The 23,400-nt window shown below is 40.9% G+C and carries 17 protein-coding genes; 9 read left to right on the top strand and 8 right to left on the bottom strand.

Annotated features, from left to right (window positions below):
- The first annotated feature begins 104 nt into the window (after window positions 1-104).
- The 3 genes from V6R21_RS08930 to V6R21_RS08940 all read left to right on the top strand — a co-directional run bounded on the left by V6R21_RS08930 (window position 105) and on the right by V6R21_RS08940 (window position 3,789).
- Window positions 105-1,169, top strand: a complete 1,065-nt coding sequence (locus tag V6R21_RS08930) for an IS110 family RNA-guided transposase (RefSeq protein ID WP_334242872.1) — start codon at window positions 105-107, stop codon at window positions 1,167-1,169.
- Between the two features lie 381 nt (window positions 1,170-1,550).
- On the top strand, window positions 1,551-2,129 hold the full coding sequence (locus V6R21_RS08935; RefSeq protein WP_334242874.1) for a hypothetical protein: 579 nt from the start codon (window positions 1,551-1,553) through the stop codon (window positions 2,127-2,129).
- Window positions 2,130-2,724: 595 nt separating this feature from the next.
- Window positions 2,725-3,789, top strand: a complete 1,065-nt coding sequence (locus tag V6R21_RS08940) for an IS110 family RNA-guided transposase (protein ID WP_334242876.1) — start codon at window positions 2,725-2,727, stop codon at window positions 3,787-3,789.
- Window positions 3,790-4,097: 308 nt separating this feature from the next.
- Here V6R21_RS08940 and V6R21_RS08945 read toward each other — a convergent pair whose 3' ends face one another.
- Both V6R21_RS08945 and bla read right to left on the bottom strand, forming a co-directional pair.
- Window positions 4,098-4,445, bottom strand: coding sequence for a hypothetical protein (locus V6R21_RS08945; protein ID WP_334242878.1), 348 nt, complete (start codon window positions 4,443-4,445; stop codon window positions 4,098-4,100).
- Window positions 4,446-4,542: 97 nt separating this feature from the next.
- The gene (gene bla / locus V6R21_RS08950; RefSeq protein ID WP_334242880.1) at window positions 4,543-5,268 is read right to left on the bottom strand and encodes a BlaB/IND/MUS family subclass B1 metallo-beta-lactamase; all 726 of its coding nucleotides are present in this window, start codon (window positions 5,266-5,268) and stop codon (window positions 4,543-4,545) included.
- 93 nt (window positions 5,269-5,361) lie between these two features.
- On the opposite strand from bla, the gene moaD reads away from it, so the two are divergent.
- From moaD to V6R21_RS08965, 3 genes are all read left to right on the top strand, one after another.
- Entirely contained in the window at window positions 5,362-5,607 is a 246-nt protein-coding gene (gene moaD / locus V6R21_RS08955) for a molybdopterin converting factor subunit 1 (RefSeq protein WP_334242882.1), read from the top strand.
- A 19-nt stretch (window positions 5,608-5,626) separates the two neighbouring features.
- Window positions 5,627-6,037, top strand: a complete 411-nt coding sequence (locus V6R21_RS08960; protein WP_334242884.1) for a molybdenum cofactor biosynthesis protein MoaE — start codon at window positions 5,627-5,629, stop codon at window positions 6,035-6,037.
- A gap of 216 nt (window positions 6,038-6,253) precedes the next feature.
- Complete coding sequence (locus V6R21_RS08965; RefSeq protein ID WP_334242886.1) at window positions 6,254-8,353, top strand: VWA domain-containing protein; 2,100 nt, start codon at window positions 6,254-6,256, stop codon at window positions 8,351-8,353.
- 82 nt (window positions 8,354-8,435) lie between these two features.
- Here the strand turns inward: V6R21_RS08965 and V6R21_RS08970 are convergent, their stop codons facing one another.
- Complete coding sequence (locus V6R21_RS08970; RefSeq protein ID WP_334242888.1) at window positions 8,436-9,455, bottom strand: hypothetical protein; 1,020 nt, start codon at window positions 9,453-9,455, stop codon at window positions 8,436-8,438.
- Between the two features lie 125 nt (window positions 9,456-9,580).
- Complete coding sequence (locus V6R21_RS08975; RefSeq protein WP_334242892.1) at window positions 9,581-10,765, bottom strand: class I SAM-dependent rRNA methyltransferase; 1,185 nt, start codon at window positions 10,763-10,765, stop codon at window positions 9,581-9,583.
- A gap of 223 nt (window positions 10,766-10,988) precedes the next feature.
- Between V6R21_RS08975 and V6R21_RS08980 the strand changes: the two genes are divergently transcribed.
- Both V6R21_RS08980 and V6R21_RS08985 read left to right on the top strand, forming a co-directional pair.
- Window positions 10,989-13,034 carry a tetratricopeptide repeat protein gene (locus V6R21_RS08980; protein ID WP_334242894.1) on the top strand — a complete coding sequence of 682 codons (2,046 nt, stop codon included), beginning with the start codon at window positions 10,989-10,991 and terminating at the stop codon, window positions 13,032-13,034.
- 207 nt (window positions 13,035-13,241) lie between these two features.
- Entirely contained in the window at window positions 13,242-15,653 is a 2,412-nt protein-coding gene (locus tag V6R21_RS08985) for a tetratricopeptide repeat protein (protein WP_334242897.1), read from the top strand.
- A 92-nt stretch (window positions 15,654-15,745) separates the two neighbouring features.
- Here V6R21_RS08985 and V6R21_RS08990 read toward each other — a convergent pair whose 3' ends face one another.
- On the bottom strand, window positions 15,746-16,546 hold the full coding sequence (locus V6R21_RS08990) for a DUF3050 domain-containing protein (protein ID WP_334242899.1): 801 nt from the start codon (window positions 16,544-16,546) through the stop codon (window positions 15,746-15,748).
- Window positions 16,547-16,917: 371 nt separating this feature from the next.
- Between V6R21_RS08990 and V6R21_RS08995 the strand changes: the two genes are divergently transcribed.
- Window positions 16,918-17,409 (top strand): Hsp20/alpha crystallin family protein, encoded by a 492-nt coding sequence (locus V6R21_RS08995; RefSeq protein ID WP_334242900.1) that lies wholly within the window; start codon window positions 16,918-16,920, stop codon window positions 17,407-17,409.
- A gap of 55 nt (window positions 17,410-17,464) precedes the next feature.
- Here V6R21_RS08995 and V6R21_RS09000 read toward each other — a convergent pair whose 3' ends face one another.
- From V6R21_RS09000 to V6R21_RS09010, 3 genes are read right to left on the bottom strand one after another with little or no spacing between them, the layout of a single operon-like run.
- Complete coding sequence (locus V6R21_RS09000; RefSeq protein WP_334242902.1) at window positions 17,465-19,711, bottom strand: hypothetical protein; 2,247 nt, start codon at window positions 19,709-19,711, stop codon at window positions 17,465-17,467.
- A gap of 46 nt (window positions 19,712-19,757) precedes the next feature.
- Window positions 19,758-20,900, bottom strand: coding sequence for a hypothetical protein (locus V6R21_RS09005; RefSeq protein ID WP_334242904.1), 1,143 nt, complete (start codon window positions 20,898-20,900; stop codon window positions 19,758-19,760).
- Window positions 20,901-20,943: 43 nt separating this feature from the next.
- Complete coding sequence (locus V6R21_RS09010; protein ID WP_334242906.1) at window positions 20,944-23,373, bottom strand: S8 family serine peptidase; 2,430 nt, start codon at window positions 23,371-23,373, stop codon at window positions 20,944-20,946.
- Between the last annotated feature and the right edge of the window lie 27 nt (window positions 23,374-23,400).

The following is a 23,400-nucleotide window of genomic DNA, read 5'->3' on the forward strand; positions in this document are numbered from 1 at the left end:
TACCTAAGGACACAGGCTTATACCTGTGATCCAGCATCAAAAATGAGTAAAGGTGAGCAAAGAATAGGAACATTTCAGATGTATAATACCAAACTCTCTCTACTATGGCGGTTAAGTATTCCCTCGGTATCGACATGTCCAAACAAAACTTCAAGGTATGTTTCCTATCCAAGGATCTTGATGGACATTGCAAGGTGAAAGGCAGCAAAGGATTTGAAAACTCTTTGGCAGGCTTTACCAGATTCAAGGAGTGGTATGAGCAGCGGCAAAGGGAAAAGTTACCTTGCAGTTTTGTACTGGAGGCAACCGGCAACTACCATGAGCAGCTGGCTTGGTTTCTTTTTAGAGAAGGGCAGACTGTTCATGTAGTATTGGCCAACCGGGCGAAAAACTACCTGAAGAGTTTGGGGTTGAAGAGTAAAAATGATCACATCGATGCAAAGGGATTAGCCCAAATGGGGGCAGATCAGCAACTATCGGTTTGGCAGCCATTGTCTGAAAACCTGTATGTGCTTCGAAGCATGACCCGTTACCATGAGGACCTGTGCAAAGTACTGGTACAATTCAAGAACCAGTCCAAGCAACTGACATACAGCATGTACCCACTCCGAGAAGTTGCTGAGGGGCTTCAAGTTGCATTGGAGGCAATAGAAAAACAGCTTCAGGAAATAGAGCAACAGATCGGGTTATTGATTGAAAAAGATGAGGCTTTGCGTAAAAAAGTAGCATACATGACTTCAGTCAAGGGAGTCGGTCTGATGACAGCTGCTGTAGTAGTGGCTGAGACCAATGGGTTTTCACTGGTTCATAACGGAAAGCAACTCACTAGTTATGCCGGCTATGATGTACGGGAAAACCAGTCAGGTCAGCGGCGGGGTACTACTAGTATCTCCAAGAAAGGGAACAGTCATATACGCCGGATCATGCACATGGCCGCTTTGAATGTAGTGCGCTATAAAGTGGGAAATTTCAGCAACCTTCAGCAACGGGTCTATGAGCGCTCGGGCTATAAAATGAAAGGCTATGTGGCTGTACAGTCCAAGCTTTTGAGATTACTCTATACTTTATGGAAAACAGAGCAATGTTTTGAACCTAGGCGGTCAGAAAAGAATACAAAAGGTCTAATCAATGAAACTAAAAGTCAGGAAAGAGATATGAATCGCTCTTAAGGGCGGGAAATGACAGCGTGTGAGTGAAACGAGCTAAGCGAAAATTTCCGCCTGAAAAGGCGATACTAGTCTGCTTTTGCCAAATAAAAAGTAGCCACACGATGGTGGCTACACGGGGTAGATACAGAAAATGTTTTTCTATGATCTCCTCTCAAAGAGCAATCTACAAAAAATACAAAAATTTTTCTTGCATTTAATCACAGTACCTTGCGCCAGTGGGGAAAAGTTAGAAGGTAACCATTTTAAAGCTTATATTCTTCAATCCCAACATCACACATTCGATCTTTTACCCAAAGATCAACAGATTGAAATTAAACGTAGGATTAAAGAGTATATACAAGTAGAAAATCCAATACTTTATGAGAAATATTATTTGAAAAGATGAGAGTATTATTATTATTATTGTTATTATTATTAACTTCTTGTAAAGAAAGAAATAATGATCATTATATAATGACGCTAAAATCAGTTAATTTTGAATGTAATGGAGATGTAAATGATAGTATTCCTTATTTCCCCTATAATGCATTTTTAATTTTTGAAGTAGTTAATTTAGGATATGATACATTGTACTTTGTTTCAAACTTTAATAAATATGGACAAGAAATTGTTGGCCATAAAAATTATGGTGTTTTTAGTATTTGTGCTTATAGTGACACTATAAACCTTAGAACTAATGATGATGTAATTGTTGAAATTGTAAAAGGCAATACTGTAGAGTGTATAGCAGAATTAGATAGTATTGATTTTTTTAATAAATACTCTTTTCCTTCCTTGAAGGAAGAATTATTTGACTTATTCACTAATAATGAGATTTACTATATTCCTTACGTTGAAGATTATAAGAGTGAAAATATAGTTTCGAATTATCCAGCAGATATCAGAAGAGTTTTAATATCTGAAGATATTGCTTTGTTTTTTATTGTTAATGGAAAAGTGGTCGATACTTATACAAAGTGATTAATACATATCTTATTGTTATATATATTTACAATACTCCCCGACTGGCGCAAGAATGTGGGTTGATTAGCGCAATAGCTTTCTTGTGCCTAAACTATTTTGGAAGTATTTACTTCTTATATCCCGAAAGTATTAATTTCTTCCATGCCAAGAAAATTTAGGATTAACGGCTTTAGAAGCTATTCCCTGAATACTATTACAATGGACATTTTTTTAGAGAGAAGAATTTTAGGCTTGTGACTTTATGTTGAATTGCGGGAAATAAATGCTTTTTCTAAAAAATTAAGTACAAGTGCCACCTTACTGCATTCGCTTCGCTCACTTGTTAGGCTAATACTCATATAATTGCACATCATATAAAAGTACAATTTCTTTATTTACTTGGGGTATGTTCAGCAGGGAAGAGTAAGGGCTCAAATACTAAGTATACATTTTGTAATACAGTGCGCAAGGGACTCCCTTCCCTGTATATTCTTTCAGAACCTGAACAGTACCTAAGGACACAGGCTTATACCTGTGATCCAGCATCAAAAATGAGTAAAGGTGAGCAAAGAATAGGAACATTTCAGATGTATAATACCAAACTCTCTCTACTATGGCGGTTAAGTATTCCCTCGGTATCGACATGTCCAAACAAAACTTCAAGGTATGTTTCCTATCCAAGGATCTTGATGGACATTGCAAGGTGAAAGGCAGCAAAGGATTTGAAAACTCTTTGGCAGGCTTTACCAGATTCAAGGAGTGGTATGAGCAGCGGCAAAGGGAAAAGTTACCTTGCAGTTTTGTACTGGAGGCAACCGGCAACTACCATGAGCAGCTGGCTTGGTTTCTTTTTAGAGAAGGGCAGACTGTTCATGTAGTATTGGCCAACCGGGCGAAAAACTACCTGAAGAGTTTGGGGTTGAAGAGTAAAAATGATCACATCGATGCAAAGGGATTAGCCCAAATGGGGGCAGATCAGCAACTATCGGTTTGGCAGCCATTGTCTGAAAACCTGTATGTGCTTCGAAGCATGACCCGTTACCATGAGGACCTGTGCAAAGTACTGGTACAATTCAAGAACCAGTCCAAGCAACTGACATACAGCATGTACCCACTCCGAGAAGTTGCTGAGGGGCTTCAAGTTGCATTGGAGGCAATAGAAAAACAGCTTCAGGAAATAGAGCAACAGATCGGGTTATTGATTGAAAAAGATGAGGCTTTGCGTAAAAAAGTAGCATACATGACTTCTGTCAAGGGAGTCGGTCTGATGACAGCTGCTGTAGTAGTGGCTGAGACCAATGGGTTTTCACTGGTTCATAACGGAAAGCAACTCACTAGTTATGCCGGCTATGATGTACGGGAAAACCAGTCAGGTCAGCGGCGGGGTACTACTAGTATCTCCAAGAAAGGGAACAGTCATATACGCCGGATCATACACATGGCCGCTTTGAATGTAGTGCGCTATAAAGTGGGAAATTTCAGCAACCTTCAGCAACGGGTCTATGAGCGCTCGGGCTATAAAATGAAAGGCTATGTGGCTGTACAGTCCAAGCTTTTGAGATTACTCTATACTTTATGGAAAACAGAGCAATGTTTTGAACCTAGGCGGTCAGAAAAGAATACAAAAGGTCTAATCAATGAAACTAAAAGTCAGGAAAGAGATATGAATCGCTCTTAAGGGCGGGAAATGACAGCGTGTGAGTGAAACGAGCTAAGCGAAAATTTCCGCCTGAAAAGGCGATACTAGTCTGCTTTTGCCAAATAAAAAGTAGCCACACGATGGTGGCTACACGGGGTAGATACAGAAAATGTTTTTCTATGATCTCCTCTCAAAGAGCAATCTACAAAAAATACAAAAATTTTTCTTGCATTTAATCACAGTACCTTGCGCTAGTGGGGGTTATCTTGTATATACTCAAGAGCATCAAGTAACTTTTCTTTTTTGAGGTAAATTTTATAGTCGTAATCTAATCCCATATACTCCTATTAATGCCAATCATGTTTACAATATCTACATTGTTTAGCTGTTGGTGTTCTTGCGATTCCATCACATTTAGGGCATTTATTTAATGTTAATTCGTCTAAATGTTCATTAAACACTCTTTCTGCTACTCTTTGGTGAAACTTCTGGATTCCACCTTTTAATAGCTTTAAAACTTCAGGGTCATTCGAGCTGTCTCTTTTATAAGCGATAGCTATTTTTTCAACTCGCTCCTTATATGGTAAGAATTTAATCTGAGCAATGTGATGTTTAAAAGCAGCTTTTTCTAACTCATTGTAAAAGTCAGTGCAATAGATTGAAATGTATTCTATGATATCTTGCTTATGCTTCATTTTAATTACAGATATTAACTACCTAAAAAAAACATGGCGTTTATCCTCTAAAAGCAGAAAGATAAAACGTCATTGCGATTACTTTATATTTATCAGTCTAGTATCCATTTTTTTCAAGCAGCTGGAGTGTGTGCTCAAGCCCTGATTTATTATCCCATCCTTGGTGACCGGGGATTATATATTTTCTCTTGGGATATTTCTTGATGACATTCTTGATGCTGTGTGCCCATTCCTGAAGGTTGGCATCGGCGGTGTTGCCTAGTCCTGTGCTTTCTGTACTTTTGATCAGGCAGCCACCGTATAGGATTTTTTCTTTTCCGAACCAGATCACAATATTGTCTGGGGTGTGTCCTTCGCCTGCGTAGTAAGTTTCAAACTGATGGTTTCCGACTGTGAATACTGTGTCTTTTGAAAATGTAAACTCAGGCAAGTCATTCCCTTCCTTTTTACAGAGCTCTAATGTTTGCTCGGTTGCGTAGGTGCGTACCCCTTTTTTCTTTAGTGTTTCTACCCCTGCGGTTCTGTCGTCATGGTAGTGTGTAGAAACTGAAAGTACCACTTCTTTTCCGTGTCGGTTTTTGATACTGTCCAACAATGGCTGAAGTTGTGTTTTGTCCCACGGTGTATCAATCAGTACGACTCCTTCTGAAGTGACTACATACATGCTGTTGGAGGGGAATGCTACTCCATTAAATGTATTGTAGGTGGTATAAACATAAAAGTCTCCAGTAAGCGGTGTAATTTCCAGGGGTTTTTCAGATTGTGCGCTTGCAAAAAAAAGAGCGCCAAAAAACAGTAAAAAAGTGAAGAGTGTTTTTTTCATGTTACAGGTATTATTGGCTTTGTACAAAATTTGAAGTACAATTTATTTATTTTCGTGAATGATGTAACTGTAAAAGTGAAAAATCCATTTATCATGAATATTCAATTATTACTGTTTGGGATTGCCCGTGAAATTGTAGGGGAACAGCAGTTGGAAGTCAGTGTTTCTGAGGAGGGAGTCACGGTTGGAAAACTTAAAGAGGATCTTTACCAAAAATATCCTGAACTGGAAGCGTTGACCTCTTTGGCATTGGCCGTAAATCAGTCTTATGCAGAGGATGACCAGCTTATTAAAGACAGAGATGAGGTGGCTTTGATTCCTCCGGTAAGTGGAGGGTGATTTTTTTTAATTAGAAACAATGATGATAGCAATTAAGGAACAGATCAATATAGAAGAAGCGATACAGAGTGTATATGCCGATAATGCAGGAGGGGTAGATGTTTTTATCGGGAAAGTCCGTGACCAGACAAAAGGCAAGCAGGTGCTGGAGTTGGTTTTTGAAGCGTATGAACCGATGGCCATTTCTGAGATGAAAAAGATTGCTGAGCTAGCCAAGCAAAAATTTGAGATTAGCCATATAAGTATTGTCCATACGGTTGGTGTGAAAAAAGTTGGAGATACAGCTGTTGTTATTGCAGTGTCAGCTCCGCATCGTAAGGCAGCCTTTGCTGCCTGTGAATTTGCTATTGATACTTTAAAAGAGACCGTTCCAATCTGGAAAAGAGAGGTGTTTGAGGATGGGGATGTGTGGGTAGCTGCCCACCCGTAAAAAGAAAAGTTCGGATGATAAGGCAATTTTTTAGATGAAATAAGAAATTGGGTGGTTATCCGATGTCTATAAATATTGAAATTTGTCACGAAACTGATAACTTAAGTATTCAGGACTGAAAACTGAAACAATCATTACTTCATTGACAGATCAGAAACAGCTATGAACTACTGTTCTGACAGAATATCCAAAGCACTATTTTAACCGAATTACCGCATGGTAGATCTTATAACTGAATACTCTCCCTGCTTTTTGCCGCTTTGTGTACTTGCCGGAACCGGCTTGGCATACCTGCTATATACGCAGAAAAATGTGCCTTGGAACATGACCTTAAACAAGGTGCTTTTTGCAGTTAGAGCCATCTTGCTTTCCCTGTTATTAATCCTGTTGTTGGGACCTTATGTAAAAAGCCGAAGAAATATCTATGAAAAACCTTCTGTGGTAATTGCTGTGGATAACTCCATGTCAATTCCATTGGTGACGGACTCTGCCGTGGTAGACAAAGCCTTGACGCAGCTGAAGTCTTTAGGTGAAAGCTTAAAAGGGGAAGACTATAATGTTGAGCTGAGGACTTTTGATGGTTTTGTAGAGGAAAAGGATTTCGGCTTGAACCTATTTGATAAGCAAACCTCTGACTTGAGTGGCATGCTTGGGCAAATACAGTCGCAATACGAAAACAAAAATCTGGCAGGTGTTGTACTGTTGACTGATGGTATTTACAATCAGGGCTTTTCTCCTTCTTATACACCATACAGCATGAATATTTATCCTGTTGGTATTGGTGATACACTCCCACAGACGGATGTCAACCTGAAGGCTGTTTATAGCAATAAGATTACCTATACGGGGAATAAGTTTCCGATGGTGGCAGAGATTGCCAATACAGGTTTTGAAGGGAAAAAAGCGGAGGTAGAACTATTGCACAATGGGAAAATACTGGACCGTAAGTCTATCAGCTTTACGAAAAGAACAGATTTGCAGCAGGTGAAATTTTTGGCGGAGGCTAAAAAGAAAGGCATGCAACGTTTCCTTATCCGAATCAAGCCTTTGGAAGGGGAGTTTACTTCTGAGAACAACCAAAAGAATGTCTATATAGATGTTTTGGAGGGTAAAGAGAAAATCTTGCTGGTGGCGGCTTCTCCACATCCAGATATCAAGACCATCCGTAGTGCTGTAGAGAAAAACAAGAACTATGAGTTGCATGTCCATATTCCGGGCATGAAAGGAGAGGGCTTGGAAGGATACAGCAAGAAAGAGAAATACGGACTGGCAATTATGCATCAGGTACCCGACAAAAGGGCTGTTGGAACACAGGTAATGCGAGAGCTGAAAAAACGAGGTATCCCAATGTGGTTTATCGTAGGAGGGCAGTCTGATATCAATACCTTCAATCAGGAAAACAAACTACTGACCTTACAGACTTCAGGCAATCAGAAAGATAATGTAACAGGTGTATTCAATACAGGATTTGACCTTTTTACTTTTGAGGATGAGAAAAAAGAAGTGGTCAGTAAACTGCCTCCTGTTTCGGTGCCTTTCGGTGAAGTGAAAGTTGGTGGTGGTGCGGACGTTATGATTTACCAGCGCGTGGGGAATATCAAAACCAAGAAACCTCTTTTGGTAGCAGGTGAGCAGAATGGATATAAAAGTGCTGTGATGTTGGGCGATGGTTTGTGGCTTTGGAGATTGCAGGAGTTTCTGTTTGATAAAAATCAGGAAGCGGTGGATGAGCTGATTGGCAAAATGGTACAGTATCTTGCGACAAAGGAAGACCGACGCAGGTTTAGGGTGTATCCTGTTGCTGAAGAGTTTTCGGATGCCGAAAGTGTGTTGTTCCAATCAGAGGTCTATAATGATATCTACGAACGTATCTTCGGACAGAAAATAGAATTGCAGATTACGAGTGAAGATGGGGAGACCAAGGCATATACTTTTGAAAATATCAGTGCCAACTTCAAGTATCCGGTTAATGACCTGAAGGAAGGTATCTATTCATATAAGGCTTCTACTGTTTTGAATGGAAAAACGGAAACTTCTGAAGGACAGTTTACTGTAAAAGCAGTTCAGTTGGAAGCACTGAATACCACCGCAGATTTTAACCTGTTGCGCAATCTGGCAAACCAGTCAGGTGGTAAGTTTTATCAGGAGGGAGATCTTGCCGGTTTACAAAACCATTTGAAAAACGCAAAACCTGCTGATATTATCCATACACAGGAAAAGTATGAGGAGCTGAGTAGCCTTGAGTGGATTTTGGCGCTGTTGCTCGTTTTGGCAACTGTGGAGTGGGTAGTAAGAAAAGTAAAAGGAAGTTATTAGTGTGATATTTATTGATATAAGACAAGAGCCATACCGAGAGGTTATTTCGGAATGGCTCTTGTTTTTGTTTATGATTATTCTGTCAGTTTGTTTGGCTATTGCTGTGCTGTATCCATTCCGTATAAGCCCTTTCCCCAAAATAGCTATAGCCATCTTCTTCATGCTTGGTGGCTGAGAGCATTCCTTGTATAAACCCATTCCGTTCTACCTGAACAGTGTGGAGGATTTCTCGTTTAGGGTTTTTCTTTAGCAAAATTTCTATTCTCTTGTCAAGTGCATAATATCGGATAAACTCATCATCCTCTTCTTTGCTGAAACTGAAATGAGCCGACAGGTACTGTTGCATCATTTTGCTTCTGTACCATGTGCCTCCAGTCGCACTTACAATAGGTTTGTTGTTGTAAAGCGCCACACTGTCATTGTAAGCGATTACGGACAGTACATTTTCGTCTGAAGCGTTCAGCCAGCGGACGATTTTTTTACCGTACGCCTCTTCGTAGCCATAGTTGCTGTCCAGAAAAGAGATTCTTTTTACATATGTGGGTATTTCAGAGACACCGTCCAGATAGCTGAAGGTAAACCTGCCACCACCACTGTGTCCTGTCAGGACTACTGTAGTTTCATATTCATGGAAGATATTTCTGACCGTGTCCACCATCTCTCCTATAAGTTGTGCGTGCTTTGGTTGGGAGGCTTTCCATACTGGCCAACTTTTTTGCGTGTTTTCCAGATAAACAATAACAAGGTTATACGCATCTGTATGTTGCCTGATAAACCTTGTTTGGGCACCAATATGTTGGATGTCAAAGTGCCAGTCATCCTCAGGAGTGGTCAGCTTTCCGATGGTTTGTGCAGTAGTATTGCCATTTGGAAGTGCGAACATGGCAATATGGACAGGCAATGCTTTATCAAACTGTTCAGGTGAAGGAGCATTGATATGGATGCTTACTTCGGGATCAAAGCCAAATGTCAAGACCTGTTCACCAAAATGCGGACTGATGGTGAAGCCTGTCAGTTTTGTTTCTTGGGCAGAGAGGTTACTCAAAACCAGTAAGAAAACAAGGCAGGTAAATAAGGTGTGTGATCTTAGTTTTCCTTTCATGTTACAGTAGCAGTGTGAGAATAAGTTTTTGAAAAATATCATTATGTATAGAAACTTAGAAGCAGAAACATAAAAAAAGGTCTTGCCATTGCTGGAAGACCTTTTAATATAATTTGAATCAAATCTTATTCTACATACAATACCAAACCCTTCAGGTATTCATTCTCAGGGTGGTAAATGTTGATTGGGTGACAGTTTGGTTGCGTAGTTTGGTGTAGGATTCTGATATTTCTGTGAGCATCAGCCGCCGCACCAAATACAATTTTTCTGAAAAGGTCACGGTCAATTTTCTGTGAGCAGGAGAATGTAAATACAATTCCCCCCGGCTTGATCCTTCTGAATGCCTGTAGGTTTAGTTGTTTATAACCTTGTGCCGCTTTGGGTACTGCACGTGCATTTTTGGCAAATGCAGGAGGATCAAGAATGATTACATCATAATCCGTTTCCATATTTTTCAGGAAGTTGAAAACATCATCAGCAAAGCCCTCGTGCTTTTCAGGAGCAAATCCATTTAGCGCCACATTCTCATCACAAAGGTCAACAGCCTTTTGAGAAACATCTACAGAATGTACCAATTCAGCGCCTTCTTTCAGTGCATACATACTGAAACCACCGCTATAGCTAAAAGTGTTTAGCACTTTTGCATCTTTACTGTAATGTCCTACTAAGTCTCTGGCATCACGTTGGTCAAGGAAAAAGCCTGTTTTCTGTCCTTCCTCAACATTGACCCAAAACTTCACCCCATTTTCAAGAACAGGTATCCTAACATCCCCTTCTTTTTGGGAAATCCATCCTTTTTTAATGGAAACATCCTCAAGTCTGTGAGCAACTTCTTTGCTCTTGTTGTAAACATATGGGAAGCCCAGTTTTTCAAGCCCTTCCACAATAAAGTCAGCAATACGCTCAGTTCCTTTGATCAGTAATTGTACAGCAACAGTCTTGTCATATACATCAGCGATCAACCCTGGAAAGAAATCCCCTTCAGCGTGTATAAGGCGGTAGCAGTTGGTCTGTTCATTGATGACAAACTTTTGTCTCATAGCAAAAGCGGAGGCAATCTTGTTATGCCAGTAAGCCTTGTCTGTAACCGGCATTTCATCACGGGTATATTCAAATACACGGCAAATGATCTGGTTACCTGGCGCATAGAATCCATAACCGATCAGTCCACCATCCTGATTGCGGACTTCTACGATTTCACCATTCTCTACATCATGAGGCATTTTGGCTACTGCACCTGAGAAAATCCATGGGTGGCGATTGTTCATCGCTCTTTCCTTACCCTTCTTTATGATTATCTGTTTCAACATATTGCTCTGAATTTAACCGCGCAAAGGTACAAAAAAGACATGAGAGATTATTGAATGGCTCAGTCAGTAAATCTGTTCTTAGATTATTAGGAACATTCTAGGGGTAGAAAGTAAACCGAAATCTGCAGTGAAGCCCCTTTATCTATGAAACATGTAATGTTATTGTAATCAGATTGCATATGATTTTTATTATCTTGCGAGGACTTTAATAATCCTAACAAATATGAAAAACTTTCTGACCGTACTGATCTGTACCCTTATTTCTTTCGGTCAATTACTTGCTCAGTCCAACTTGACTAAAGAACTGAATACAGAAGAACAACTGTCAGCCTATTTTAAAGAGTTGGATGCAAAAGTATTTGAATATATCTATCACGATTATGATAGTGCAGCTCATTATGCAGAAGAGTTGGTGTCTTCCGCTATTACTTTCAATAAACCCTTGATCGAAGCCAACGGCTATAACATCATATCCTCTATTTACAATCAGAAAGGTGACTATATCAAAAGTCTTGAGTTTAAGTTCAAGGCGCTCAATCGCTACAAAGAGATATCATACCATAGTGGTCGTGCCATTATGCACAATAATATAGGGGTGTATTATTTTAGGCAAGAGCAGTACGATCAGGCCAAGACCCATTATAGGGAAGCAATAGCCCTGCTGAACCAGTACAAAGGGGATTCCAGCTTTAGAAGCGTTGCGACTTGGGAGGCATTTATGTCAGATTATTCACTGAATCTTGGCGAGGTATTGACTGTCCAAAAACAGTATAAAGAAGCAAGGGAGTATGAAATGGAAGCCTTGCGATTTGCCGAAAAACACGACCTGCAAATAAATAAAGCCTATATCTATGGAATTCTAGGGCAAATAGATGCAGCTGAAGAAAGTTATCCCGAAGCATTGAGTATGATGGATTCAGCCATTATGATGTTTGAACAGGAGGGAGACTTGTATGCTGTTGCAGAATACCAACTGAAAAAAGGGGATGTGTTGCAGCAAGATGGGAAAATCATTTCTGCTATTGCTTCATATGAAAAGGGACTGGAATTGGCTCAACAGGTAGGCGCATTGGAGTGGGAAAAAACAGCTAACGCGCAACTGGCTATTTTGCATGCTGCCCGTAAAGATTTTGAAAAAGCCTACTATGCCCACAATGCTTATATGACTGCCAAAGACTCATTGTTGAATGAGTCTACCATGCATCGTTTGTCTGAGTTGGAGACCAAGTATGAAAGTGAGAAAAAGGAAGCCCAGATTCTACTTCTTGAAAAAGACAAGGAGCAGCAGTTTTATATGTTATGTGCTGGAGCTGGCTTTTTGTTGTTGGTGATTCTTTCAGCTGCGTTTATCCTGAAAGCCAACCGTCGGATCCGTTTGGCTTATTGGCAGATCCATGAAAAGAATATGGAAATTGAGCAGCAGGCTGAAGAAATTACAATGCAGCGAGATGCTATTGAGGAAAAAAGTGATTTGCTGGAGCAGCAGAATAACAGCATTAAGGCTAGTATCAGTTATGCGCAACGAATACAGCAGGCGATGTTGGTCTCTTTAGAGGAGATGCAGCGAAAAGTCAATGACTGTTTTGTGCTGTTCAAACCTAAAGATGTCGTTAGTGGAGACTTTTATTACTTTACGGAGTTGCATAAGGAAGGACGTCCACTGCGTATTGTTGCAGCTGTAGACTGTACAGGACATGGAGTTCCGGGAGCGTTTATGTCATTGATCAGTAACAGTTTGCTTAACGAGATTATCCATAGTAAACATATAACCTCTCCTGCTGAAATTCTGACTGAGTTGGACCGAAGTATTCGCCAAACCTTGAAACAAAGTGATTCGGGTAACCGTGATGGAATGGACATCGCACTCTGTTGTATTGATGAGCAGAATAAGGTCCTGACTTATGCAGGCGCTAAAAATCCTTTGCTGTACTTTAAGCATGGAATTCTGCATCAGGTGAAGGGAGACCGCAATACGATCGGTGGGCATTATATGAAAACAAGGCCAGTGAGGTTTACCAATCACATTATTTCATTGGATGCTCCGGTTAAGTTTTACTTGTTTTCTGATGGTTACCAAGACCAGTTTGGAGGTAGCATGCAGAAGAAGTTTATGCTTTGTAAGTTCAAGCAGTTGCTTGAGGAAGTATGTGATAAACCTTTTATGGAGCAGCAGCAGGTATTACAAGAAACGCTTGAATACTGGATGGAGGAAGGTAACGAGAAGCAGATTGATGATATATTGGTTATGGGACTTGTAGTTGGAGCATAAGCTTTGAAACAAGAGATAACTCCTTAAGCCACCTCTTTTTAAGTGAAGAGGTGGTTTTTTATTTCCAAATTATTTGAATGAATTTTACTATTTGTTTAAAAATGTTACCAATTTATAGTATATGTAATTAAAATAATTCAAATTAAACACGAAATAATTATAAGCTAAAAACTTATTATCTTGCACCCGATAAACTAACTATAGGTGATGAGGAGAATAGTAATTTCAATAGCAATAGTTTTTGCCCATATTTCTTTGCTGCAAGCACAAAATGTTGACAGCCTTTTGAACTTATATCCTAAGCAGCAGGGAGTTGAGCAAGTAAAGACTATTAATGAGGCTATTGGGATATTAAAAAGAAAAGATAGCAAAACCGGAATTGAACTGGCCTCAGTAGCAATAGAAACGGCTGAGGGAGTAGAGGATTTAAATGGTTTGTGTGAGACTTATAAGCTGCTAGGAGACTGTTATTTTCGGGAAGCCAATTACAGTTCAGCAATTGAAAGTTATCAAAAAGCCATCAGTACCGCTAAAAGTGTTGGGAATGGTACGATCGAAGGAAAGGCTGCCAATAACATGGCAGTGGTGTATTATAGGCAAGGAGCTTATGAAAAGGCGCTAAAGTATTATCATGTCAGCTTGGCCACCAAGGAGAATGATAAGTCCTCTCAAATTTCCACTTTCAATAACATAGCTTTGATACATAACAGCCTTGGTCAGTATGACAAGGCAAAGGAAATCTATAATAAGGCATTAAAGGTTGTAAGGGAGCTACAGAATAAACAACTGGAAGGTGACTTGCTCAGTAACCTTGGGTTGATATCTCAGAATCAGGGAGATTATATAAAAGCATTGGAAGAACACCTTCAAAGTCTTCGTATCCGAAAGGAATTGGGAGATGAAGAGGGAATGGGAATCAGTTATCATAATGTCGCACTTGTCCATCAAGTGATGGAAAACTTTGAAGATGCGATTTTCAATTTTGACAGAAGTATCTCACTGAAGCGTAAAAGTAATGATGAGAATGGACTTGCCCAATCCTACATTGGGTTAGCAGCTATCCATATGCAGGTGAAGGACTTTGAAAAGGCAATCAATTACTTTGAGAAAGGAAAGGAGATTGATCTTAGGTTGGGGAATAAGCCGCTTTACGCTAACGACCTGATGTATTTGGGTAACTGTTACCTTGAAAAGGGAGAGTTGGATAAAGCACTTGTACTGTTGGATAGCAGTATTACGCTTTCTTCGAGCATACATGACAAGCTGGTATATGCAAAGGCTATGGATCTTAAATCCAAGGTCATGATGAAAAACGGAAATGTCGGTACGGCACTTCAGTTGAGTAACGTGGTATTGGATAGGGCAGAAGAGATGAACGCACTGGAGTTAATTGTTTCTTCATCCTTTATATTGAGTGAGGCTTATAGCAGCCAAAAAAATTATAAGCAGGCTTATTTGCACCACCATAGGTTCAAGGAGTTAAGTGATTCACTTTTCAATGCCGAAAACACTAAGAAGTTCACGCAAAAGGCAATGCAATACGAGTTTGATGCCCAACAGCGTATCCAGCAGGTGAAACAGGAAAAGAAAGAGGCCGAGCAGCGTAAGGAGTTGGAGTTCAAACAGAAGTTGCTCTATTTGGCTATGGCAGTAGTGGTTATTGTAACAATACTGATGCTGTTATTGGTCAAGGCTAACAGAAGAATCAAAAGTGCTTTTTTCCAGATCAAGGAAAAGAATATAGAAATCGAGCAGCAGGCTGAAGAGATTATGATGCAGCGGGATGCCATAGAAGAGAAAAGTAACCTGCTGGAATATCATAATAATAGCATCAAGGCCAGTATCAATTATGCACGTCGTATTCAGCGTGCGATGTTGGTGTCTCTTGAAGAAATGCAAAGCAAACTGGAGGCATGTTTTGTACTGTTCCGTCCGAAAGATATTGTCAGTGGAGATTTTTATTATTTCACCGAGGTGGAGAAAGATGGACGGGTACTACAGGTAGTGGCAGCCGTAGATTGTACAGGTCATGGAGTGCCGGGAGCATTTATGTCAATTATCAGTAACAGTTTGCTTAATGAAATTATTCATGGTAAAAAAATCACTGCTCCTGCTGAAATCCTGAATGAGCTTGATAGCAGTATCAAGCAAACTTTGAAGCAGCATGATAGCGGTAACCGTGATGGCATGGATATTTCTATCTGCTGTATCGATGAAGAGAGACAGGCAATGACCTTTGCAGGTGCCAAAAACCCATTACTATACTTTAAGAATGGCGTGTTGCATCAGGTGAAGGCAGACCGTATGTCAGTAGGTGGACATTACATCTATGAGGATGCTAAGTTTACAGAACATACAGTTTTGTTAGACTCTCCTGTCATGTTCTACTTATTCTCCGATGGTTATCAGGATCAGTTTGGAGGAGCTGGCAATAGGAAGTTTATGTTGCATCGTTTTAAGAAGCTACTTGATGCAATCAAGGAAAAGTCCTGCGAAGAGCAGCATGATACCTTGAAGCATGTATTGGAAGACTGGATGGTGCAGGGAGGTGAAAAACAGATAGATGATGTATTGGTAGTAGGTGCCTTGGTTGGGGTGAAAAAGTCTACTTCTGTATAACAGATTCATTCTTAGGAATAAAGTGGAAAAGCACTTTCTTTAGTTTTAAATCAAAACTAAAAAAGGTGCTTTTTTCTATGTATGAAACAGCCTTATTTTGAAAAGCTGAAAAGAGACTTCTTGCTGATAGACTTAATTTCATCCATAATACCATCCCAAAGAATGATTCTGTGCTCAAGTACCTCTTTGGCTACTTCTTCACAGTCTTTCCACTTCTGATCATCATTGCCGCAAAGCGCTGAAATCATTTGTAGTGCCATTGGACCATGCTCATCACCATCAAGCTCGATATGGCGCTGCATATAGTACTCCATATCATCCAGATCATAATCCTGATTCTTGTTAAGCTTTTTGACGATTTCAGAGAACATATCAGGAATCAAATCTTCCCTGCCAAAAGTAAAGGCTGCAGCAATTTTATGAGGCTCACCAGAGTCGATAATCTCAAATGTATTTTTAAGAAATTGCTTTACATTACCTGGCAAAACAGTCTCATCCAGTGAAGTGAAGATATCCATAAACTGCGTCAGTGTAAGCAGTTCTGTAATTATACTGGTGTTGGCGCCACTTCTTTGCATCGCCTCCAAGTACATTTCATAATGGCTCTTGATTTGACCATGACGATCAACGTCTGTCTCCTCTCCAAGAACAATTTCATTAACCAGCTTACGAGCTACAGGATCACCTTTTGGTATCCACGGAACAGTTGTACAAGTCAGTTGTTGTTGAAGGCTCTTTAGCAAAGACATAAAGTCCCAAACTGCATACACGTGGTGCTCCATAAAAATATTGAGCGTCTTTAGTGTATTGATCTGACCATATACACGGTGCTGTAGCAGTCTTTGTCTCAGAGGCTCAATAGCTGATTGTATATTCTGAATTCTTTGGTCCATTCTTAAGGAAGTTAATATTGTTTGTAGTTTTCTATTTGGCAAAAAATATCCTGTTGATGAAGATTGTTTACACACAGATTCTTATTAGTGGAGACAAAAATGACTGAACAATCTAAAAGCGCCAAATGGATGAATGTTTAAACAATCAATGAATTAATTTAATTATTTGTATATCAGTGTTTTACGTGTGAATTATTAAGTATTAATACTTGTGAATAAATGTAATTATGACAACTTTTCTGATGTGGGTAATTCACTTAGGTCAGAAATGCCCGTATAAGTAAAATACCTATATGAAGGAGGTGTCATAAGGGAGAATAGGTACTGTTTTCCCTATTAGTATATTCAAAAACCCAAAAAACTTAATAATTATGAGACGTTCAGGATGTGGCAACAAAGATGAGTGGAGAGAATGGAGAGGCAGAGGTCGAGGCAGAGGTCCAATCATGGAAATTCTAAAACAACTGAGTAAGGAATGGCAGGGAGGAGGCTCTTTTGAGGATTTTATGGAACAGCGAATGGGTGGAAAACCGGCTGTCAATATCCGTGAGATGAAATCAGGATATAAAGTGGAAGTATATGCGGCAGGCTATAGTAAAAGTGATTTTAAGGTAGAGTGGAGTGAGGAAGGGTTAAAGGTTTCTTCTGAAGGAAATCCTGATATTTTGCAGGAAGGGGAACGCTACAAGAAGCATGAATATAAAAAAGAGGGCTTTAAAAGAATGCTTCACTTTTCTGAAGAAGTAGACGAGGATGGTATCAGTGCCAGTTATGAAAATGGAGTACTGACCATATTGCTTCCTAAGGTAAAGCAGGAAGAAGAAGAGGAGAGTGGTCCAGTGATTGATATTCCAATCGAATAAAAAAGAAAAAGGTCAGAAGCTAAAATCAATTGCTTCTGACCTTTTTTCTTGATCACTATTTCGCATTTTCATCCGAACAGAAGAAAGTATAGCGCCATAGTGTTCCATTTTGTTCGCCCATAATTCTGAGGGTGACGTAATGGTTTTTGTTCTCCCTGTCTAGCTGATATGGAATGCTGACATCATCCTTGCCTGAGACAGGTTGGTGCGTACTCCAGATCAATCGGGCAGTTCCAGCCCTTACCTCATCTTCAGTACCTTCATAGATGTCCAGCTGGTCAGGAACATTCTGCATATCATAGGCAATTCGGAAGGTTCCTTCAATGGTCGGGAGCTGGAAGGTATTGTAAGTGGTACCCATACCTCCTGATGACTGGGAAGTGTCGCATGGCAATACCCTTACTTCTTCTTCCATCTCAAGGCTGACTTCCAGAATCTGTCCGTCTTCCAATTGGACAGGTTTTTCGATTGGGTAATAGCCTTCTTTCTTGAGGCTGATTTCAGCATTGTTGTTATCGCTGATTGGCAATTCCTCAAACAGTACTTCCCCTCTGTCTTCTGTGATATCCTTGTATTGGGAACCGTTACTCAGTTTCAGTTCAATGTCTACGCCGTGCAGTCTTTTGCCAGTTGCCTTGTCAATGACAATGATGTTCAAGGCAGGAGGATCAATGGCTTCCAGTTCAACTAGTTTGAACTCCTTACGGTTTTCCATGACAAAGACAGCTTCTTTGTGTTTATACTTTTTGCGATTGACCAAAAGCTTGAGTGTATCGCCTTGAAGTCCTTCTACTTCTTCCCGTTCGAAAAATACTTCACCGTCCTCTTCAGTCAATTTGGACAGAATTTTGTCTTTGGTAACGAGTGTTACCTCTGCATCCTGAAGTGGAATATGTTTCGCAATGTCCTGTACCGCAACTGTCAGTCCTGCATTAAGCCACCACCATAGCCATAACGCCAACCCTATCAGAAGCAGCGGAATAAGCCACAGCCACCACATGGGCCTTTTGCTGACCAAAATCTCATAGCGGTCTGTTTCGGGTAAGTAAACAAACGAATGTGCTTTCTTCTCTGATTGCTTTGCCCACCAAGCTTTCACATTGCTGCCGTAGGCGACTTCAGGCATAATGGTTCTACCTATTTCGTCTGTACGAAGCTTGTCGGCAGCCAGTCCGCTGACAGCAATTTTCACATCCTGATTGACCAATGGCTTGCGGTTCTTTTTCCATAGCCAATAGACATTCATATTACCGGCAGGAACTTCCACAACCGGAATCTCAATTGGTGTTTCAATAGGAGGTACTACAATGATAGGTTTCTCGACCTGTATCAGGTGCAATGAACGTGAGGTATGTTCGTACTGGAAAGACTGCCCGTCCTTGTTTTTGGCTGTAATCTTTGCAAACGGTCTGATCTCAGGCAGGGTAATATTGCCGGAGGGGTCAGACACTTTTAACCATGATTTTCCATCATAAAAGAATTCTACTTCTTCGTTAGCTACAGTGGTTCCATCAGGGTATTGTACCTGAAAGCGCATTGGCTCTGTGACCTTGTCCAAAATGATTTCATATTCTGTCTGCTCATCGCTGAAAAGGGTTCCTGCATTATAGGTTTCCCCTCCCAAGCCATTTTGCATATATTGAACTTTGGTAAAGAAAGGAACATCCTCAAGAAGAAGTGCGCCGCCTTCGCCCACATACTTGGTGACGGTTTGTCCTTCAAAAGCGAATTGCATTCTTTCTCCAGCTGCTGAAGAGCCATCTTTGTAACGTACCTTGATGTACATGGAGGTAACGCCCAATGGAATCAGTTTTCTCAGAATCCCTCTTTCCGCATTGTGTTCGTCGAGTACGAAACCCCAACGGATCAGGGCAAACTCAGGGCCTTCCACAGGACCGCAAACATAGATGTCGCTGTAATCTGGAATTTCAAGACTTGTATCGAGCATCTGAAACAGCTGCTTATACTGTTCGCTGAGCTGACCATTGCCGCTTCGCATCAGTCTAAGGCAACGACGGTAAAGGTTGTTGGCTTTCCGCTTGAATACCTGTTTCAGTTTTTCCTGCTCATCTTCCGAAAAGGAAGTGAGAGGCTGGAAAGGACCTTCAAAAGTGGTGTACCAGTCAATGGCATCTCTGCCGGCTTCAGCTACTACTGGGCGGGCAAACAGGCGGTAGTCGCCAGCATCATCCTGTCCGATAGTACGCTTAAGCTGTTCATATCTTCTTACATTCTCCCCTTCTGTAAAGCGTACCGACCGGATGCCTTTCAGGGGAGTCGTTTTAATCAGTTTTTCTTCCATCTCCAGATAGTTTTGCTGAGCAACAATAGGAATCGGGTTCCTAAGCCTAGTTCAATAACTGTACATTTCCGTTACTGTAGCGGAAAGAAATTACCTTAACAGATTTGATATCCTTTTCAAGGTTACCTTTGAATTCTTGTCTGCCACTGCTTGAGAGCAGAGAGACGTTGAAGGGTAAAAGTTCCTGTTGGGTACGGTTGACATACCGTTCTACCCAAACATGGTAAGTGCCATGTGGTGCACTATCCCAAAAGATATTTTCCTGTGGTGTTTCTGTAAGGTCATCGGCAGCTGCATTGGCATCTACATCCAAATAGCCTTCACAGCCTTGACATGTTGCTTTTGGGGCATTGTAGTGGATGCGGTTACCGTCAGGATCTTCCACATGTAGGTCTAGGTCATCGATTGTACTCCATTGCAGGTTGACACTCAACTCGCCTCTTTGCCCTTGCAAGCCACCTCTTTCCAGAGCTGTCATCCTTAAGGTTAAGTTTCCTAATTGAGAGATAGGCACTGTCATTCGTTCGTCACCATACGCTTCTGCTTTTGCATAAACGGTGATGTTTTCCAATGTATCTGCGGCATCAATGGTGGAGAAGGAAATCAAGCCTTGTACGTTGGTATAACCAGTATACAGGTATTCCCCTGCTGTCAGTTTGACTTTTGCATTTACAATTGGTTTTGTGGTATGGGCATCGATAACAGTCAGTGAAAAAGTATCCAGTACAGGCAAAGAACCGAATTCGGCTAGAAACTTTCTCAGAATGCCTTTTTCAGCATTGAAATCTTCCTTGACAAATCCCCACTCTGTCAGGATGACTTCTCCATTGATAATATAGATACAATTCAGGGATGGGATCTCCAGACACTGCTCAAAGAAGGACAAGTACTGACCACCACCTGCTGTTTTGAGTAAAGCCGTATAGCTGCTAAGCTTCTGTTGAATTTGTTGAATGTATTGCGCTTGCTCTGTTGCAGGCAATGACGTCAACGCCTTAGGATTGCCTTCTAGTGCAGAAAGCCAATGAATCTGTCCTCCTTCCATCACAGGTTTTGAAAACAGGTGCACATTTTTGAGTAGGCTTTGCAAAGTGCGGTAAGCACTGAGCACATACATATGATTGCTTGTGACCGGTCTGAGTCCGTTTAATGGAGACCTTTTGACCGTATTCTGAAAAATCTGTTCCATAAAATGACCCATCCTCTTCAGGATAGGTGAATTGTTGAAAAATTTATCTTTTCAAAAGGGAAAAAGAGATAATCCTTTCTTTCTCATTGTCTTCTTGCATGCAGCTGCATTGGGCTGTTTCCCCATCAGGTGATTCGCAACGGAAGATGTACTTCGCATAGAAGCCACCATGTTCGCATTGGGTGGCATCATCCTGCTTGATTTCCAAGACATCGTCATTGAGTGACACAGTAATATCTGCTTCACAGCGTTGCCCGTTTTCTTCTACCAGTATCAGTTTTCCTTTGCCATCTGCTTCAATTTCAAACAGCAGAGAAATTTGTTCCCCAGTTCTGGTATTGTGTAGTTCATCACTGCTGATCCATTTACCAGCTGCAAAACTTAGGTCTTCAGGGTTTTCTGGAATAACTAGTTGCTGTGTGCTGTCTCCCACCAACATTTTTAACCTTTCAATTTCCTTCTGAAGGCTGTCTACTAGAATATCACAGCTAGAAAGCGTAGTGCGTTCAACCACCAGTTCCAAGAAAGTGTCCAATTGAATCATAGGAGGCATTTCCTTCTTGCTGTTCACTTTGACTGCAGTTTGAAGAAGCAGCTTTTTGACCTGTGGCAAGGTGATCTGTGGATCAATGCATTTTGCCAATGCGACTCCTGCTGATACCATCGGTGATGCCATACTAGTACCTTGCATGTATTCAAACTTTCCGTCTGGAACTGCACTGTAAATATCTACGCCTGGGGCACTGATAGTCGTGTATTTATGACCGTAGTTACTGAAAGTTGCTTTTCCGATACTACTTGTTGTTGCAGCGACTGTAATTACATTTTGAGAACGTTTTTGAGGATCAAGACCTGCCAGTACATTACTGTTTCCTGCAGCCTGTACAATGATGACATTTTCCTCTCTTGCTACCTGAAAGATTTCATCCCAAAGGCGGGCATGATCCAGCATATTCTGACGGATGATGCCTTCCTGTTCCTGATCACTCATTTTATTGGCGATATCAGGATCGAAAGCCATTCCCAACGACATATTAATGACATTTGCCCCGTGGTTTAAGGCATAAAAAATTCCATCTACAATAGCAGTCGATGGAATATTGCCCTCATCATCACCTACTTGTATTGGCATAATTTTACACAAAGGAGCGACGCCAGCCATTCCAAGTTGGTTATCAGCCAATCCCGCAACCGTAGCAGCTACATGCGTACCGTGGCGCATATTTTTAGTCCCCGTGTTGACATTTGTATCGTGTGTAATCACGTTCCAAGGAGATACTACATTGTCTTCAATTTCAGGATGGGTAATGTCAAAACCATTGTCAATCACAGCAATCACCACATTGGGGTTGCCCTCTGTAATATCCCAAGCATTGAAGACCCCAATCATTTCATAAGGCTGTTTCTTTTTTCCTTGAGAAAATGCGACATCGTTAGGGACTTTATCTGTTTGGAATACCTGTTCGTCAAGGACAAACTTTACCTCTTGCATTTTTCTGAATTCCCTTTGTAGCCTGACTCTTTCGCTAGTTGGGACCTTCAGCTGAATTTTTTTGTATTGAGTGTTGTAGTAGGTAATGCTAATCTGAGGGTACTGCTCTACCAATACTTCTGCAAAATCCCCTAAGTCTGTTTGTGATGCCAGGTACAGGTTTAGTCTGTCAGAGACGATTCTTGTCCTTAGCGGATTATCAGGATCCTGAATTATTTTACGAGGGTCTATAGGTTCCATGACACCTTCCTTTGGAGGTAAAACCGTTTGGAGACTTCCCAATAGCATCCATAGCGCCAAACCTGTGCAAAGAATAAGCAGCAGCAAACTTATCCACTTCCACCTATTATTGGATTTCTTGGGTGTGGAAGGAGGGTACTTGTGTATTACTTCCTTGGCAGGAGCAGCTGTGACCACTGGCTCGGGAGCTGTACGTGTATGGGAAGGAGTTGGTGTTTCGATAGGTTGTGGCTCATCTACTTTTTCAGGTTCTTCTACTTCGTCTTTCAGAACTTTAGCTACACGGAAGGAGGTTTGATCAGCTTCATCGGAGGTGAAGCCCCAAAGAATAAGCGCTAACTGCTGTCCATCCGTCATAACGCAATCCATATTGGGAATCTCGGTAGCCTTGAGTACAATTTCCCCAATCTCACGTTGCCCTTCGTTGATCAATTGCTGACCCAATTTCTGAATATGATCCAGCATCGCCTTGAGGCGGCGCATCAGAATTTCCTTGCGCTGTTCGGGTTGATGACTGAGTGGTGTGCCCTTTTTTAATTTGTCTGAAAACCAGCTTCCTTCTGTACTACCACTTGAGTTGGCAGACATACGAGGTTCGGTAAACAAGGTAGCGTGTTCCTCATCAAGCCTTTTTGTCACAATACTGCGTATCTGCTGATAGCGGTGGTGGACGGGCTGAGAATACCAGATTACAGGACGGTAGCCATCAAGCTTGCAGCGGTAAATTAAATATAGAGACATAGGCGTTTTTGATTTTAAATGCTAGAC

It is taken from the genome of Limibacter armeniacum, from assembly GCF_036880985.1.
GTDB lineage: Bacteria > Bacteroidota > Bacteroidia > Cytophagales > Flammeovirgaceae > Limibacter > Limibacter armeniacum.